At 65.6% G+C, this 15,825-nt stretch carries 15 protein-coding genes and 1 pseudogene; 5 read left to right on the forward strand and 11 right to left on the reverse strand.

Annotated elements, in window-relative coordinates:
• The first annotated feature begins 35 nt into the window (after positions 1 to 35).
• Positions 36 to 332 (forward strand): transposase, encoded by a 297-nt coding sequence (locus PVW49_RS19370; protein ID WP_371398946.1) that lies wholly within the window; start codon positions 36 to 38, stop codon positions 330 to 332.
• Here PVW49_RS19370 and PVW49_RS19375 read toward each other — a convergent pair.
• From PVW49_RS19375 to PVW49_RS19400, 6 genes are all read right to left on the reverse strand, one after another.
• On the reverse strand, positions 256 to 1,266 hold the full coding sequence (locus tag PVW49_RS19375; RefSeq protein ID WP_274591324.1) for an ABC transporter ATP-binding protein: 1,011 nt from the start codon (positions 1,264 to 1,266) through the stop codon (positions 256 to 258). The genes PVW49_RS19370 and PVW49_RS19375 overlap by 77 nt on opposite strands.
• The gene (locus PVW49_RS19380; protein WP_274591325.1) at positions 1,263 to 2,297 is read right to left on the reverse strand and encodes a Gfo/Idh/MocA family protein; all 1,035 of its coding nucleotides are present in this window, start codon (positions 2,295 to 2,297) and stop codon (positions 1,263 to 1,265) included. Before PVW49_RS19380 ends, PVW49_RS19375 begins: the two co-directional genes overlap by 4 nt.
• 223 nt (positions 2,298 to 2,520) lie before the next feature.
• Positions 2,521 to 3,360 (reverse strand): carbohydrate ABC transporter permease, encoded by an 840-nt coding sequence (locus tag PVW49_RS19385; protein WP_274591326.1) that lies wholly within the window; start codon positions 3,358 to 3,360, stop codon positions 2,521 to 2,523.
• 13 nt (positions 3,361 to 3,373) lie between these two features.
• Positions 3,374 to 4,300 carry a carbohydrate ABC transporter permease gene (locus PVW49_RS19390; RefSeq protein ID WP_274591327.1) on the reverse strand — a complete coding sequence of 309 codons (927 nt, stop codon included), beginning with the start codon at positions 4,298 to 4,300 and terminating at the stop codon, positions 3,374 to 3,376.
• Between the two features lie 82 nt (positions 4,301 to 4,382).
• Positions 4,383 to 5,636, reverse strand: coding sequence for an ABC transporter substrate-binding protein (locus PVW49_RS19395; RefSeq protein WP_274591328.1), 1,254 nt, complete (start codon positions 5,634 to 5,636; stop codon positions 4,383 to 4,385).
• A 22-nt stretch (positions 5,637 to 5,658) separates the two neighbouring features.
• Positions 5,659 to 6,531 (reverse strand): N-acetylmuramic acid 6-phosphate etherase, encoded by an 873-nt coding sequence (locus PVW49_RS19400; RefSeq protein WP_274591329.1) that lies wholly within the window; start codon positions 6,529 to 6,531, stop codon positions 5,659 to 5,661.
• 160 nt (positions 6,532 to 6,691) lie between these two features.
• On the opposite strand from PVW49_RS19400, the gene PVW49_RS19405 reads away from it, so the two are divergent.
• From PVW49_RS19405 to nagA, 4 genes are read left to right on the forward strand one after another with little or no spacing between them, the layout of a single operon-like run.
• Positions 6,692 to 7,573, forward strand: a complete 882-nt coding sequence (locus PVW49_RS19405; RefSeq protein ID WP_074839412.1) for a BadF/BadG/BcrA/BcrD ATPase family protein — start codon at positions 6,692 to 6,694, stop codon at positions 7,571 to 7,573.
• On the forward strand, positions 7,570 to 8,328 hold the full coding sequence (locus PVW49_RS19410) for a GntR family transcriptional regulator (protein WP_074839410.1): 759 nt from the start codon (positions 7,570 to 7,572) through the stop codon (positions 8,326 to 8,328). Before PVW49_RS19405 ends, PVW49_RS19410 begins: the two co-directional genes overlap by 4 nt.
• A gap of 2 nt (positions 8,329 to 8,330) precedes the next feature.
• The gene (locus tag PVW49_RS19415; RefSeq protein WP_274591330.1) at positions 8,331 to 9,359 is read left to right on the forward strand and encodes an SIS domain-containing protein; all 1,029 of its coding nucleotides are present in this window, start codon (positions 8,331 to 8,333) and stop codon (positions 9,357 to 9,359) included.
• Complete coding sequence (gene nagA, locus PVW49_RS19420; protein WP_274591331.1) at positions 9,356 to 10,495, forward strand: N-acetylglucosamine-6-phosphate deacetylase; 1,140 nt, start codon at positions 9,356 to 9,358, stop codon at positions 10,493 to 10,495. The genes PVW49_RS19415 and nagA overlap by 4 nt, the downstream gene beginning before the upstream one ends.
• A 62-nt stretch (positions 10,496 to 10,557) precedes the next feature.
• Here nagA and PVW49_RS23795 read toward each other — a convergent pair.
• The 5 genes and pseudogenes from PVW49_RS23795 to PVW49_RS19440 all read right to left on the reverse strand — a co-directional run.
• Positions 10,558 to 10,662: pseudogene (locus PVW49_RS23795) on the reverse strand (IS6 family transposase); the annotation flags it as partial.
• Between the two features lie 77 nt (positions 10,663 to 10,739).
• Complete coding sequence (locus tag PVW49_RS19425; RefSeq protein ID WP_274591332.1) at positions 10,740 to 11,813, reverse strand: TolB family protein; 1,074 nt, start codon at positions 11,811 to 11,813, stop codon at positions 10,740 to 10,742.
• A 3-nt stretch (positions 11,814 to 11,816) separates the two neighbouring features.
• On the reverse strand, positions 11,817 to 13,715 hold the full coding sequence (locus PVW49_RS19430; protein WP_274591333.1) for a TRAP transporter permease: 1,899 nt from the start codon (positions 13,713 to 13,715) through the stop codon (positions 11,817 to 11,819).
• Between the two features lie 66 nt (positions 13,716 to 13,781).
• On the reverse strand, positions 13,782 to 14,783 hold the full coding sequence (locus PVW49_RS19435; protein ID WP_274591334.1) for a TAXI family TRAP transporter solute-binding subunit: 1,002 nt from the start codon (positions 14,781 to 14,783) through the stop codon (positions 13,782 to 13,784).
• Positions 14,784 to 14,843: 60 nt separating this feature from the next.
• Positions 14,844 to 15,785 (reverse strand): dihydrodipicolinate synthase family protein, encoded by a 942-nt coding sequence (locus PVW49_RS19440; RefSeq protein WP_048534808.1) that lies wholly within the window; start codon positions 15,783 to 15,785, stop codon positions 14,844 to 14,846.
• Between the last annotated feature and the right edge of the window lie 40 nt (positions 15,786 to 15,825).

A 15,825-nucleotide genomic window follows, 5' to 3' on the forward strand; every position in this document is an offset into this window, starting at 1 on the left:
AAACATCACACGATGTGCGTCAGAGCCAATTTTGCATGCCGATTGACATTCTCGCCGAGCTGACCAAGGCGCTGGCAGAGCGCGCCCTGGCCGCCGAGCTGGATGACCATCTAACCGAGGAGCGCGCAGAGCCGCCGGCGGAAGGGGCATCTCAGGCTCCGAACCGGCGCAATGGTAGCAGCGAGAAGACGGTTACCACCGACAGCGGCAAGGTCGTTCTGGACAGGCCAAGATGCATTCCTGCGTGCGGTTGGTTCAGGCTGCTTCCAGAGCGACGCGACTATCGCGTTCGTCAAAATGAAAGGCGCGCGCGTCATCGAAATCGAGGCTGACGCGTGCGCCGACCGGCGTCAGGTCCTGCCCGAAGAGGCGCAGGGTCAGGCGTTCGCCCTCGTCGGTCTTGACCAGCAGGTTGGTGTCGCCGCCAAGACGTTCCACGTAGGTCACCTCGCCGTTGATGCGGCCGTGGTCCACGACACGCAGGTGTTCGGGGCGGATGCCTAGGGTGTGGCCGGGGCGGAGGCCGGGAACGGAGCGTTCGAGGAAATTCATCGAGGGGGAGCCGAGGAAACCTGCGACGAAGCGGTTGCCGGGGTTGTTGTAGAGTTCCAACGGCGAGCCCACCTGCTCGATCCGGCCATCGCGGAGCACCACGATCTTGTCGGCGAGCGTCATGGCTTCGATCTGGTCGTGGGTGACGTAGATCATCGAGGCCGAGAGCGTCCGGTGGAGGGCGGCGATCTCGACGCGGGTGTTCATCCGCAGGGCTGCGTCGAGGTTCGACAGCGGTTCGTCGAAGAGGAACAGTTTCGGTTCGCGCACGATGGCGCGGCCAATGGCGACGCGCTGGCGCTGGCCCCCGGAGAGCTCGGCGGGGCGGCGGGTGAGGTACTTGTCGAGGTCGAGCATTTTCGACGCCTTGGTGACGCGCTCTTCCACCACGGGTTTGGCCTGGCCCTCCTGTTTCAGCCCCAGCCCCATGTTGTCCTTGACGTTGAGGTGCGGGTAGAGCGCGTAGGACTGGAACACCATGGCGATGCCGCGCTTGGCAGGGGGCACGGTATTGACCACATCGCCGCCGATGGCGACGGTGCCGGAGGAGGCGTCCTCCAGCCCGGCGATCACCCGCAAGAGGGTGGACTTGCCGCAGCCGGAGGGACCGACGAAGACGACGAACTCGCCGTCCTCGACGGTCAGGTTGATGTCTTTCAGCACGTGGACCGAACCGAAGGATTTGTTCACGTTTTCCAGTTTCAAGGCGGTCATGTCTGGTTTCCTCCCAAGGTGACGGGTTTGCCGGTCCGGATGCTTTCGTCGGCGGCAAGGCAGATGGCGAGCGAGGTGACGGCGTCGCTCATGTGGCGGGTGAGGTCGGTGTTCTGCGCGATGGCGTCGAGCATGAAGGCCTGTTCGGCATCGCAGAGCTGCTGGTGGCCGGGCTCGTCGGGCAGGTCGATCAGGCGGTCGCCTTCGGGGCGGTGTACCAGCAGCCCGCCGACGCGGGTGTGGCCGTCGACGTCGTCGGATTTGCCCTTGTCCGCGTCGGTGATCGAGACCGCGCCATTGGGGCTGACCACGTCCTTCACGAAAAACGCGGTTTCCGACATCATCGGGCCCCAGCCGGCCTCGTACCAGCCGACCGAGCCGTCGTCGAAGATCACCTGGAACTGGCCGTAGTTGTACATGCCCTCTGGGATCTCATCGCTGAGGCGCAGGCCCATGCCGTGCAGGCGGGTGGGCTTGGCGTCGGTTATCTGGCACATGACATCGACGTAGTGCACGCCGCAATCGACGATGGGAGAGGTGGTCTGCATGAGGGCCTTGTGGGTCTCCCATGTTTCGCCGGTGGACTGCTGGTTGAGGTTGAGGCGGAAGACGTAGGGGCCCCCGAGGGTGCGGGCTTCGGCGATCAGGCGCTTCCATGAGGGGTGGTGGCGCAGGATGTAGCCGACGACCAGCTTGCGGTTGAGGCGGGTGGCGGTGTCGGTGACGCTTTGCGCCTCCTCGGCGGTCATGGCGAGGGGTTTCTCGACAAAGACATGGGCGCCGGATTCCATCGCGGCGATGGCATAGGGGGCATGGGTGTCGGTGTAGGTGGCGATGACCACGAGGTCGGGTTTTGTTTCGGTGAGGGCGGTGTGGAAGTCGTTGAACGCCGGATAGTCGGTGAGGTCGGGGTGATCCACGGTGCCGGAGCGGTTGACGAGGCCGACGATTTGCGCGTCGGGGTGGCGGTGGTGGGCGAGGGCATGGGAGAGGCCCATGTTGCCCAGGCCGGCGATAAGGACGCGGGTCATTGGGTTGCTCCTCCGTTGCAGTGAGGTTGCTCGGCGGAACGCCGGGCCGCGCCCGACCCTCCCCCCGGGAGGGCGCATTTCTGCTGTTGTGCGCCGAGCCAAGGTTGTGCGCGGTGCGGGTGCTGTGCGTCCGACCTGCGGAGTGTGCGCCCACCCGTCGCCATTGTCGCTCGGACCAATGGCGCTCCGATGGCGACCGGGCGCGGCCCTCTGTTGCTTATGGTCATTTCACCGCTCCCGAGGTGATGCCGCGGATCAGCTGGCGCGAGAAGATGACGTAGAGCACCATGACCGGCAGGATTGCCAGCGACAGGGCCGAGAGGACGGCGTTCCAGTCGGTTACGAACTGGCCGATGAACACCTGCGAACCCAGTGTGAGAGTCTTGGTTTCCTCGGCGGGGGCAAGGATCAGCGGGAACCAGAGGTCGTTCCAGATCGGGATCATGTTGAACACCGCGACCGTGGCCATGGCCGGGCGGACCAATGGCAGGACGAGGCGGAAGAAGATCTTGTATTCGCTCAGCCCGTCGATGCGGCCCGCGTTCTTCAGGTCGTCCGAGACGCCCCGCATGAACTCGGACAGGATGAAGACGGCGAGCGGCAGGCCTTGCGCGGTATAGACCAGGATCAGCGCCCAGAGGGTGTTCACGAGGCCGGTCGAGACCATCATCTCGAGGATCGCCACGGTGCCGATGCGGATCGGGATCATGATGCCCAAGGCAAGGTACAATCCCATCAGCGTGTTGCCCTTGAAGCGGTATTCGGCCAGGGCAAAGGCCGCCATGGCGCCGAACAGCAGGATGAAGAACAGCGAGGCCACGGTGACGATCATGGAGTTCTGGAAGTAGAGGAAGAAATCGCCCTGCTTCATGACCGTCTCGTATCCGATCAGGCTGAAGCTCTCCTCGTCGGGCAGGGCCAGCGGATCGCGAAAGATCGCGCGGCGGGTCTTGAAGCTGTTGGTGACGATCACGAAGACCGGAAAGAGCGCGATCAGGGTGTAGAGGATCAGGACCCCGTGAGACCCGAGCCGGGTCGAGAGTGTCTGGCGTGCGGCTTGCATGGCGGCGCCTCCTTCAGAACTGATAGGTGCGCAGGCGGCGCTGGATACCGAAGAGGTACAGGCACACGCCGACAAGGATGATGAGGAACATGGCCGAGGCAATCGCGGACCCCATGTGCGGATCGCCCAGTTGCAGCTGGAAGCCGAAGAAGGTGCGATACATGAAGGTGCCGAGGATGTCGGTCGAGAAATCCGGCCCGGCCAGCGCGCCCTGGGCGGCATAGATCAGGTCGAAGGCGTTGAAGTTGGCCACGAAGGTGAGGATCGAGATGATGCCGATCGAGGGCAGGATCAGCGGCAGCTTGATCTTCCAGAAGGCCGCCATGCCGGTGATGCCGTCGCATTCCCCCGCTTCGAGGATCTCTTCGGGGATCGACAGCAGGGCGGCGTAGATCAGCATCATCGGGATGCCGACGAACTGCCAGACCGAGACGAGGCTCAGGGTGGTCAGGGCGTATTCCTCCTTGCCGAGCCAGGGGGCGTAGAGGAACTTCAACCCGATGGCGTCGAGCATGTCAGGGGCGATGCCCCAGATCGGGGAGAGGATCAGTTTCCAGGCGAAGCCGACGATGACGAACGACAGGATGGTGGGGACGAAGATCGCGGTGCGGTAGAGCGCGGCGAAGCGCAGGCGCCGCGACGACAGGATCGCGGCCAGCGCGATGCCGATGGGGTTCTGCACCAGCATGTGAATGAGGAAGAACCAGAAATTGTTGCCGAGCGCGTTCCAGAACTGGTCGGACCAGATGGCGTCTCCGAACAGGGTGCGGAAGTTGTCGAGCCCGACGAAGACCCGCTCCTGGTCGATGCGGTTGAAGAACGACAGCCGCATTGTGTTGAACAGCGGGTAGATCATCACCGCGGTATAGACCAGCACGGCAGGGGCCAGGAAAACCACCACGTGCCATCTGATCTTCGACTGTCCTGAGGGCGTCGCCATCGGGTTTCTCCTCTCTGGAGCTTCGTTTGATTGTCGGTAAAGGGGGGTGGCCCCGGGATATCTGCCCGGGGCCGGTGCGCGCCTATTGTTGCGGCGCGTACCACTTGGCGAGACCGTCCTGAAGCCGCTGGGCCGCGTCCTCGGGCGTCTCGGTGCCCTTGATCACGGCAGCCGAGGCGTTCCAGGTGTCGTTCTCGAGGTTGGGCGTGCCGCGCGACAGGATCTGGTAGGTCGACCGGATCGTGCTTTCGCATTCCTCGCGCCAGGACAGGAATTCCTGTGCCAGCGGGTCTTCTACCGTGACCTCGCCGGACGACAGCGGGAAGAAGCCCGGCAGCGCGTTGGCAAAGATCGTCGCGAACTCGGGCGAGGCGACCCAGTTGAGGAACGTCTTCGCGGCCTCGGGGTTGTCGGTGGCGGCGTTCATGCCGATGCCGATGTCGGTGTGATCCGAAATGTAGCAGGTGTCACCCTCGGCCGGGACCGGCGGCGGGAAGGCCCCCATTTCGAAGTCGACGAGGTTGTTGAAGCCCGACACCTCCCACGAGCCTGCCGGATAGATCGCGGCGCGGCCGAGCGTGAAGATGTTCTGGCTGTCGGGATAAGTCTGCGCCTCGAAGCCGTCGCCCAGGTATTCGCCCCAGCGGGCCAGCTGGCGGAAGGGGGCGATCCATTGCTCGTCGGTCAGCTTCTGTTCGCCGGCGATCAGCGCATTGCGGCCTTCCTCGCCCTTCCAGTAGTTCGGGCCGATGTTGTTGTAGCCCATGGTGGCGGCTTCCCACTGGTCATTGGTGCCCATCGCCATCGGGATATAGCCGCCGTCTTCCTTGATCGCGTCGAGCACGGCGAAGAATTCGTCGACCGTCTCGGGCTCTTCGAGGCCCAGTTCTTCGAAGGCGTCCTTGTTGTAGATGAAGCCATGGATCACGGAGGCCATCGGCACGCAGTAGGCGGCGGAGCCGTCGTCGGAGCTCCAGCCGGATTTTGCCACGTCGGAGAAGTTGGACATGCCTTCGAGGTCGGACAGATCGGTCAGATGACCGTTGTCATAGAGCGCCAGCGAAGCATCAAACGGCCGGCAGGTGATGATGTCGCCGGCGCTGCCCGCGTCGAGCTTGGAATTCAGCACGGCGTTGTATTCGGCGGGGGCCGAGGGGGTGAACTTGACCTTGATGTCGGGGTGCTGGGCCTGGAAGGCGGGGATGATCTGGTCCTGCCAGATGGCAAGGTCGTCATTGCGCCAGCTTTCGATGATCAGCTCGGCTTCCTGCGCGAAAGCGCTGGTGGTCAGGACCGTTGAGGCCAGCAGCGTGGCGGGCAAAGTGCGTATCAGCATGGGTCTTCCTCTCTGTTGTCGTTCAGTTGGTTGAAGCGGCGCCGCGTTCGAGGCAGGGCCGCAGGCGGTTGTCGTGTCGGGCGAGCAGGCGGCGCGCGTCGGCCACGCTGATCCCGGTCGCGACAAGCACGGCGGGTTTGGTGTCGTAATCGGTGGCTTCGAGGGCCGCTTCGGCCTGCGCCTGGCTGACACCGGTGATGCGGGTGACGATGGTGGCGGCGCGGGCGCGCAGCTTGATGTTGTCGGGCCGCAGGTTGACCATCAGCCCGTCGTGGACATGACCCATAAGGATGCCCGCCAGCGTCGATATCATGTTGAGCGCGACCTTCTGAGCGGTGCCGGCGCCAAGGCGGGTGGAGCCCTCAATGACTTCCGGCGCGGTCGGCAGGGGGATGGCGATGTCGGCGAGGTCGAGCAGCGGCGCCTGTGCCACGTTGGCAATGGCGATGACGGGCAGGCCTCGGTCGCGGACAGCCTTTGCCACGGCCAGCGCATAGGGCGTGGTGCCGCTGGCGCTCAGGATGATGGCCGTGTCCTGCGGGCCCATGGCGGCAGCGATGGCCTCGGTCTGGTTGGTGGCGTCCTCGGTGTCGCCGGGCATGTCGGCGTCAACGGGCACGCCGCCGGCCATGGCGATGCGGGTCTGCGACGGCGCAGTGCCAAAGGTGCCGGCAAGCTCCGAGGCGTCCGAGAGCGCCATGAGGCCGGAACTTCCCGCCGCCGCGTAGGTGAGGGTGCCACCCCGGGAGAGGGTTTCAGCCACCTGCCGCGCCGCTTTTTCGAGCGCAGGGAGGGCGCTGCGCACCGCTTCCGCCGCCGCGATATGCGAGTCGAGCATCGCGCCGAGGGCGGCGTCGGACGGCAGCGCGTCGATATGGGTTGGTATGGTGGCCAAGGTGATTCTCTCCTCCGTTTCGAGACATAATACCGAAACAATACCTTTTGTCTACCATTTCGCTCACCCTGCCTCAAGAAGCGCGCAGAAGCGAGCGTTTCAGCGCTAATTGCCTGATTTTGGTCTTTTAATGCCACAAAAGGTATGATACTGGTATTGCATGACTGATGCGACTCCCAGATACCTTGTTGGCGTGGACGGCGGCGGAACCGGCTGCCGTGCGGCAATTGCCGACCTCACCGGCCGTCTGCTGGGGCAGGGCGCGGCGGGGCCGGCGAATGCCACGACCGACCTCGCACAGACCATAGTAAATGTGCGTGTCGCGCTGGACGCGGCGGCGGTTGGCTTGCCCGCGGGGGCGCTGAAACACAGCGTCGCGCATGTGGGTCTGGCTGGGGTGCTGGATGGCGATATCGCGCGTGCTGTGGCCGAAGAGCTGATGATGCGCAACGTAACGGTGACTGACGACCGGGCGATCTCGGTCGCCGGGGCCTTGGGCGCGCGCGACGGGGTGCTGGCGGCGATCGGGACCGGCTCGACCCTGGCGGCTCAGCGTGGCGACTCCATACTGCGGATCGGCGGCTGGGGGCTGAACCTCGGCGATCAGGCTTCGGGTGCTTGGCTGGGGCGCGAGTTGCTGGAACATGCGCTGTTGGTGCATGACGGGTTGGCCGATGGCTGCGCACTAAGCACGGCGATGCTGGAGGCATTCGGCGGACCGGGGGGAATCGTGCGGTTTGCGTCGAAGGCGCGACCGGCGGATTACGCGGCATTTGCGCCCCGCATCGTTGCGGCGGGACAGGCGGGACAGGCCGCGGGGCGGCTGCTGATGCTGCGCGGGGCGGCCTACCTGATGGACGCGCTTGCGGCGATGGAATTTGGCCGCGACGACGTGCTCTGCCTGACTGGCGGGCTGGGGCCCCATTACGCGGAGCATCTGCCAGAGGAGGTCCGCACGCGGATCATCGCGCCGGAGGGTAGCGCGCTCGATGGCGCCTTGGCGCTGGCGAAAGCGGCGTTCGAACGGGGGACAGGCAGATGAACATCCAGGAATTTTTGACCCCCGAAAGCTGGTTCCGGCGCAACGCCGGGCCGCGCTACGTGCAGCTACGCAACCGGCTGGCCGAGGCGGTGGCCCAGGGCATCCTCGCCCCCGGCAGCCCGCTGCCTCCGGAGCGCGAGATCGCCAGCATCACCGATTTTTCGCGCGTGACCGTGCGCAAGGCCTTCGAGGACCTCGTCGGCGAAGGAATGATCGTGCAGAAGCAGGGGTCGGGGTCTTTCGTGTCGACCTCGCCTGCGCGCGTGGAACAGAAACTGTCGCGGCTGACCTCTTTCTCCGAGGACATGGCGCGGCGGGGCAAGACATCCTCGGTGCGCTGGCTGGAGCGGGGGCTGTTCATGCCGTCGCCGGACGAAACGCTGGCGCTGGGGCTGTCGCCCGAGGACTCGGTGTCGCGGATCGTGCGGCTGAGGCTGGCGGACGGCAAGCCGATGGCGATCGAGCGGGCCTCGATGCCCGTGGACATCCTGCCCAACCCGCTGGAGGTCGAGACCTCGCTTTACGAAGTGCTGGAGCGTCACGGGACGCGGCCGGTGCGGGCGATCCAGAAGATTTCCGCCGTGAACCTCAAGGGCCGCGACGCGGAACTCCTGGAGGTCGAACCCGGGCAGGCGGGGCTGCGGATCGAACGGACATCCTATCTCGAGGGCGGTCGGACCGCCGAATTCACCCAATCGCTCTATCGCGGCGATGCCTACAACTTCGTCGCCGAACTGCGGCTTGCAAAGGACTGACCATGACTGCTGCCACACATATGTTTCGCGAAATCCGGGAGATCCCCGGTGCTGTCGACAATCTTTTGAGCCGTGGTGACAAGGCCGTCGGTGCCGCCGCCAAAGCGATCCGCGACCTCGATCCGCTGTTTCTGGTGTCGGTGGCGCGCGGGTCGTCGGACCACGCGGCGACCTATGCCAAGTATGTCTCGGAACTGCTGACCGGCTTGCCGGTGGCCTCGGTGGGGCCGTCGGTGGCCTCGGTCTACGGGCGGACCCTGAGGCTGGAGCGGGCGGCCTGCCTGGCGATCTCGCAGTCGGGCAAGAGCCCGGACATCGTGCGGATGGTGGACATGGCCGGGAAACAGGGCGCGCTGAGTGTCGCGCTGACCAATAATCCCGACAGCGATCTGGCGAAGGTCAGCGCGCATACGCTGGAACTGCACGCGGGCGAAGAGCTGAGCGTGGCGGCGACCAAGACCTTCGTGACCTCGGCGGTGGCCGGGGTCTGGCTGCTGGCGGAGCTGGCGCAAGACGCGGAGCTTCTGGCGGCGATAAAAGCCTTGCCGGCGGCGTTGGAGCTCGCGGTCGAGGCCGACTGGGGGCCGCTCTGCGAAGCGGTGACGGGCAAGGAGTCGCTCTATTGCCTGGGGCGCGGTCCGGCGTTTGCGATCTCGAACGAGGCGGCGCTGAAGTTCAAGGAAACCTGCCAGGTGCATGGCGAAAGCTACTCCTCGGCCGAAGTGCTGCACGGGCCGGTGTCGATCGTGGATCAGGGCTTCCCGGTGATCGCGATGGCGGCGGCGGATGCGGCAGAAGGCGCCTTGGTCGAGGTGGCCGACCAGATCGCAGCCAAGGGGGCGACGGTCTTCGTGACCTCGGACAGGGCACAAGCGGCGACGCGGCTGCCGGTGGAGCGCACGGGGCATCCGCTGACCGATCCGATTGCGCTGATCGCTTCGTTCTATGCGATGGTCGAGAAAACGGCTGTGGCGCGGGGGATCAACCCGGACGCGCCCCGTCACTTGCGCAAGGTCACGGAAACGGTATGACGGGCAAAGCTTACACCGGGGCGGCGATCTTCGACGGCACGACGCTGCACGAAAATGGCGTGCTGCTGGCCGAAGACGGTATTTGCCAGGGAATTGCGAAGGCCGTGCCCGAGGGATATCGCGAGGACCGGCTGGAGGGTGGCGTAATCGCGCCCGGCTTTGTCGATCTGCAAGTCAACGGCGGCGGCGGTGTCATGTTCAATGACGAAACCACGGTCGCGGGGGTGCGCCGGATCGCCGAAGCGCATGCCTCGACCGGGACGCTGGCATTGCTGCCGACTCTGATCACCGACACACCCGAGCGAAGCCGCGCCGCCGTAGATGCAGTCGCCGAGGCGATTTCCACCGGCGTGCCGGGCATTCTGGGCGTGCATCTCGAAGGGCCGCACCTGTCGCTGGCGCGCAAAGGGGCGCATGATCCGACGTTGATCCGCCCGATGACAGATCAGGATGAGGCCTTTTTGATCGAAGCGGGGTCGCGCCTGCCCAACATGCTCGTGACCCTCGCGCCAGAGAGTGTGACGCCCGCCCAGATTGCCCGACTGGTCAAGGCCGGGGTGATCGTGTCGCTGGGTCACACGGATTGCACGTACGCCACAGCGCAGCAGAGTTTCGCCGCGGGCGCGCGCTGCGTGACACACCTCTTCAACGCAATGAGCCAATTGGGAAACCGAGAGCCGGGACTGGTCGGCGCCACGCTCGATGCCGGCGCGGTGCATGCCGGGTTGATCGCCGACAATATTCATGTCCACGCCGCTGCAATTCGCATGGCTTGCGCGGCGAAAACAGGCCCGGGACAGATCTTCCTGGTTACCGACGCCATGTCGACCGCCGGCTCCGACATCAATGGATTCACCCTTAACGGACGGCACATCCGACGAAGCAATGGTCGGCTGACCCTCTCGGACGGTACGCTGGCCGGCGCCGACCTTGACATGCCTACGGCGCTGTCGGTGATGATAAAGGAGGCTGGGATTTCGAGCGCTTCAGCGCTCGGGATGGCGACCTCGGCCGCGTGTGGTGTTCTGAAGAACCCGATGGGGTTCGGAAGTCTCGTTGCAGGTGGCCCGCTGCACGCGATCCACCTGTCTCAAGGCGCCTCCGGCGAAATCCGGTTCGTCGGCAAGCTGACATGATTTGACCACCCCGCTTACGCCGAAATCGACCGCGGAATTTCCACTACCGCCTCGGATACTTCAATTTTTCCAATGCCACTCAAGGGCGCCTTTGCTGATCGCGGGGATCGGAAGCGCTGGCGGTAGCCAAGCAGGCGCATCACCGCGTGGTCGCTTTCGATCAGGTTTTCCGCGGCATGAGCAACCTCAAAAAACCTGAACCTGGCCAAGCGCTCCTGATAGTCAACAGTCCCGTTCAGCAGATTCAGCCAAGTGTCGCAACATACACCTGCGCGTGGCCGCTCCGGTCCGAAGTGAAGATGGTCTGGGCACCGTCTGGCGAAAAGCGGGGATGGGGGTGGGTGTGCTGGGGCGCGTACACCTTGACCGGTCCGTCGTTGTAGGGAAACGGATCGGCCCAATGCGCCCCTTGGGAGGAGGCCTTGGGTTCGGTTTGGAACCGTGCCGGCGCCTGCCCGGTCAGATCCAGCAGGTGCAGCCCGCGGTCCGGGAAGTTGGTGTCGCAGATCAGGCGCGTGCCGGTTGCGTCCGGGGCGCCATGCCAGACGGGAAACTCGGTGATCGGGCGGACCTCGCCGGTGGTCAGGTCGATCTCTCCCAGGCCGTTGGGCCAATCGACGAACAACACGGAGCGGTGGCCGGGGCGCCAGACCTCGTGGGTGATCCATTGCATGTCGTGGGCGCGTTCATGAATGCGGCGGGCGTTGCCGGCCCGGTCGGTCACCCAGACCCGGTCGGTCACCGGCCCGGCGTAGAGGATCAGATCGTCGTCGTCCGGGCAGAACTGCGGATGGCCGATGGTCGGGGCCTCGAGGAAGACGCCGGCGGTCTGCCGTTCCGTGTCGATCAGCCAGAACTGGCTGATCCGGCCCGACTTGACCGGTACCGCCCAGTAGCACCCGCAGGCCGAGAGGGCAGTGGTGCCCATGGCCGCGCCGACCATGCCGGCCTCGCGCATCTCCTTGCTGTCGAAGCGCACCAGCACCTCGACCGTGCCGTCGCGGGGGCTGACGCGCTTGCCCTCCTGTCCCGCGACGAAATAGATCCAGCGCCCGTCCTTAGAGGGGATCACCGACCATTCGGCCAGGGCGGGTTCCTCGGTCAGTTGGATCAGGTCGTCGCCCGGCGCGCGCTCGATGTAGATCTGCGGTGTGCCGGTCCGGTGCGAGATCAGCAGCAGGAAGGACATCGCCTGATCCCAGGCATCGACGAAGAAGAACGGGTGATGGTGGATCGAGGGGTGATCGGTCACCTGCCGGATCGTCACGCTGTCGGAGGCGTCTATGATGCGGCTCTCGGGACGGTGCAGGATAGTCATGGATTACTCCGCCGGGTTGGGGATGCCGTCGGTCTTGGCGCGCCGCGACAGGGCGGCGACGCCAAGGGTCAGGCTCCAGCCAAGCGCCAGCGCGATCATCCAGGGGGTCGAGCCCGAGGGCGCGATCACCGCCACCAGACCAGCCGCCCCGATCGGCAGGCGCGAGGCCCAGCCCAGGGGCCGCCCGGCCCAGCCGCCGAAGGCCACGGCCCAGAGCGCGGTGGAGACCAGGAGCGACAGGGCGCTGAAGCCGATCTGCGCCGCCGAGCCCTGGGCGAGGACGCCCGGATCGAAGACGAAGGCGAAGGGCACGAAGAAGGCCACCAGCGAAAGGCCGAAGGCCGCGAGCGAAGTCTTTACCGTAGAGGCCTGGCCCACGGCGGCGGCTGCAAAGGAGGCCAGCGCCACCGGCGGGGTCACCATCGACAGCACGCAGTAGTAGAAGATGAAGAAATGCGCGGCCAGCGGCGGGATGCCCAGATCCTGGATCGCCGGAACGAAGAGCACCGCGCCGATGATATAGGCGGCCACCGTCGGCAGGCCCATGCCCATGACGATGCAGCCCACCATGGCCAGCATCAGCGAAAGGTAGATCGACCCTTCCGAGAGCGACAGCAGCGAGCCGGCGAACTTCAGCGCCAGGTTCGACTGCACGGCCACCGCGATGACGATGCCGATGGCGGCAATCGGCACGGCGACCTCAGCCACTTGTTTCGGGGCATCGCGCAGGGCGTCGACGATTTCCTTGCCGCCGATCCAGGTGGCGCGGCGCAGGAAAGGCACAACAAGGCAGGAGAGCGAAGCGATGACCGCGGAATAGGCGGCGGAATAGCCGCTGACCAGCGTGCCGATCAGGATGAGCGGCGGCAGGATCAGGTGCAGCCGCGGGGCGATCGGGGCGATCTGCGCGATCTCGTCGGCGGTCATCGCCCGCACGCCGTCACGGCGGGCCGAGAGATCGACCACCATGATCAGCGCGAGGTAGAAGGCCACCGCCGGGATCAGCCCGGCCAGCGCGATCTGCGCATAGGGCACGCCCAGAAGCTCGGCCATGATGAAGGCCGCGACCCCCATGATCGGCGGCATCAGCTGACCGCCGGTCGAGGCGATGGCCTCGATCCCCGAGGCGCGGTGCGCCGGCACGCCGGTCTTCTTCATCAGCGGGATGGTGAAGACGCCGGTGGAGACCACGTTGGCCACGGCGGAGCCGGAGATCGAGCCCATCAGCGAGGAGCCGATGATGGCCGCCTTGGCGGTGCCGCCGGTGGCGCGACCGGCGGCGCGGATCGCGAGGTCGATGAAAAGCTGCCCGCCGCCGACGGCCGCATAGAAGGCGCCGAAGAGGACGAAGTAGAAGATGAAGCTGACCGAGGTCGAGGTGGTGATGCCCAGCACGCCGGCGGTGGTCATCGTGGTGATCTCGGTCGCGGCCTCCGCGTCGAAGCCGCGAAAGTTCAGCCAGCCGGGCAGCAGGTTGCCCCAGAAGGCATAGGCGATGAAGGCCAGCAGCACCCAGACCAGCACCCAGCCCACGGCACGACGCGAGCCTTCGAGCAGCAGAAAGACCAGCAGAGCGCCGAAGAGGATGTCGGTGGCGAAGATCGGCGAGACGTTCTCCATCCGGGTGGTCAGCCGCTCGAAGCCGATCAGGTAATAGCCGAGCACCGCGACGGCGCCGAGGATCAGCAGCGCGTCGATCGCGCCGCAGAGCCAGCGGGGCAGGGCCTCGGAGCGCAGCGGCTTATAGAGAAACAGCAGGACCAAGGCGGCACAGAGGTGCACAGGACGTTCCAGCAGCGGTTGCTGGGCCTCGAACAAGAGCCAGCTCTGGAAAGCGATCAGGGCAAGGCCGATCGCAAAGGCGATGGCCGGGACGGGGTTGCGGGACAGCATGGCGGGCATGGTCTTCTCTCTTCAGCGCATCGCGGGACAAGGGTGCGGCCGCAGCGGGCGGCCGCACCAAACCGGTCACATCAGGCCGGCTTCCTGGTAGTAGCGGATCGCACCGGGGTGCAGCTTGATGCCGGTGTTCTCGGGCAGCATCGCCCGCGCCGGATCGAAGCGCGACCAGGCGCCATGCGAGCCCTTGAGCTGCTCGGCGTTCTCAATGATCGCCTTGGTGATCTTGTAGGCGGTCTCTTCGTCGAGATTGGCGCTGGCTATGAGCACAGTGCCGAGGTTGGCGCCGGCGGTGGCCGCGGTCTGGCCCTTGTACCACTCGGGGCCGTAGGTGCCGGGGATCAGGCCGTTCTGCGCCAGCAGGTCCATGGCGGCCTCCGGCACGTCGAGGAAGACCACGTCGGTGGTCAGGGCGACTTCTGTGATCGTCGGATGGCCCTTGATCATCGTGTCGATGTAAATGTCGGCATTTCCGTTGCGCATCTGGTCGGGGATCTGGCCGGTGCCGACCTGGATCACGTCGCCACCGTTTGCCTTGATCTGATCGACCGAGGTGCCCAGCCCTTCGAAGATCATCTGCGCCACCGGCACCGCCGATGAGCCGACCGGCTTCATCAGCACCCGCACCGGCTTGCCGGAGGCGAGGATCTCGGTCAGATCGGTGGTGCCCATCTCGTCGGTGAAGGCCTTGCGCGCCATGACGCCGACGTAGACGGAGTTCAGGCCGCCGACCAGCGCGCGGATGTCGGGGGCCGACATGCCCTGGTAAACATCGGCGCCTTCGGCGGCCCAGACCGCAGAGGCGACGTTGGACAGCGCGATCTCGGCCTTGCCTCCCTGGACGACCATCGGGTTGGCGACGCCGCCGCCGCGGGCAATGACCTCGACCGAGTTCTTGCCGAGGATCGGCTCGATGATCTGCTCCAGCGTCGCGGCAAAGACATACCAGGCGGAGCCTTCGCGCATGGCGCCGATACGAATTTCGGTCGCGGCCACTGAGGTCGCGGCGATGGCGCCGGCGAGCGTGGCCGTTGCGGCAAGCCGCAGGCCGGAGAATTTGAAGTTGAACATGGTTTCCTCCCTTGGGTTCAATGTGCCCCCGGTGCGGGACCGGGGGCAACCGTCTGCGGGTTACTCGGCGGCTACGGCCAGTTCGACCCGGCCGATGCCGGCGGCCTCGAAGGCGGCCTCGATCTCGCGCTCGGCCGCTTCGCCGAGGTCCTTGAGCGGTTCACGGATCGTCGCATGGTCCAGAAGGCCGCGATGGCGCAGGCCGATCTTGAGCGCGACGGTGCCTTCCATATGCGAGCCACGGTGATAGACCGCTTGCGTGACCGGCAGAAGCCGCTCGAACACCTCGCGCGCGGCGGTGTAATCCTGCGCCTTGCCGGCGGCGATCAGATCGATCAGCAGTTCCGGCGCGATGTTGCCATAGCCGACCAGCAGGCCGTCAACGTCAAACATGGTCGGCAGCAGCCATTCGTCGTGGCAGGACAGGATTTGCAGATCCGGCTGGGCCTCTTTCAGCGCCGGAATTTCGACGTACCAGCGCTTCATGTCGCGCACGCCGTTCTTGGTGGCGACGCAGCCTTCCTGCGCGGCGATGTCGAGCTGGGTCTCGAGGTCATAGTTCGCCTTGGTCGCGGCCGGGTACTGGAACAGGATGGTTTGCAGGCCGCCCTCTTGGTAGATCGCCTTGTAGCGGTCTTGCGGCGCGCCCTTCTGGAAACCGAAGCGCAGCCAGCCGTGGTTCGGATAGACGAGCGCGCCGGTGGCGCCGGCGTCGTAGGAGCGCTTGGCCTCTTCCGCGGCCACCTTGGTGCCCTCGCCAGTGATGCCGGCGATGATCGGAATGTCGACCGCGTCCCTGTAGGCCGCAATCAGCTCCAGCCGCTCTTCGGTGGTCAGGAAGGTGCCTTCGCCGGCGTGGCCGAGGATCACCAGCGACTTCACCTCGTCAAAACTGGCCAGCCATTTGGCAATGCGGACGTTCGCCTCGATGTCGAGCGAGCCGTCGCGATTGAAGGCGGTGACGGGGGCGGGGTTCAGGCCGCGCAGGTCCATGGATTGCATTTCGGAAACTCCTCCAGATGCGTTTTCAAAACTGTCTGAC

Source organism: Marinovum sp. PR37, assembly GCF_028807375.1.
Taxonomy (GTDB): Bacteria; Pseudomonadota; Alphaproteobacteria; order Rhodobacterales; family Rhodobacteraceae; genus Marinovum; species Marinovum algicola.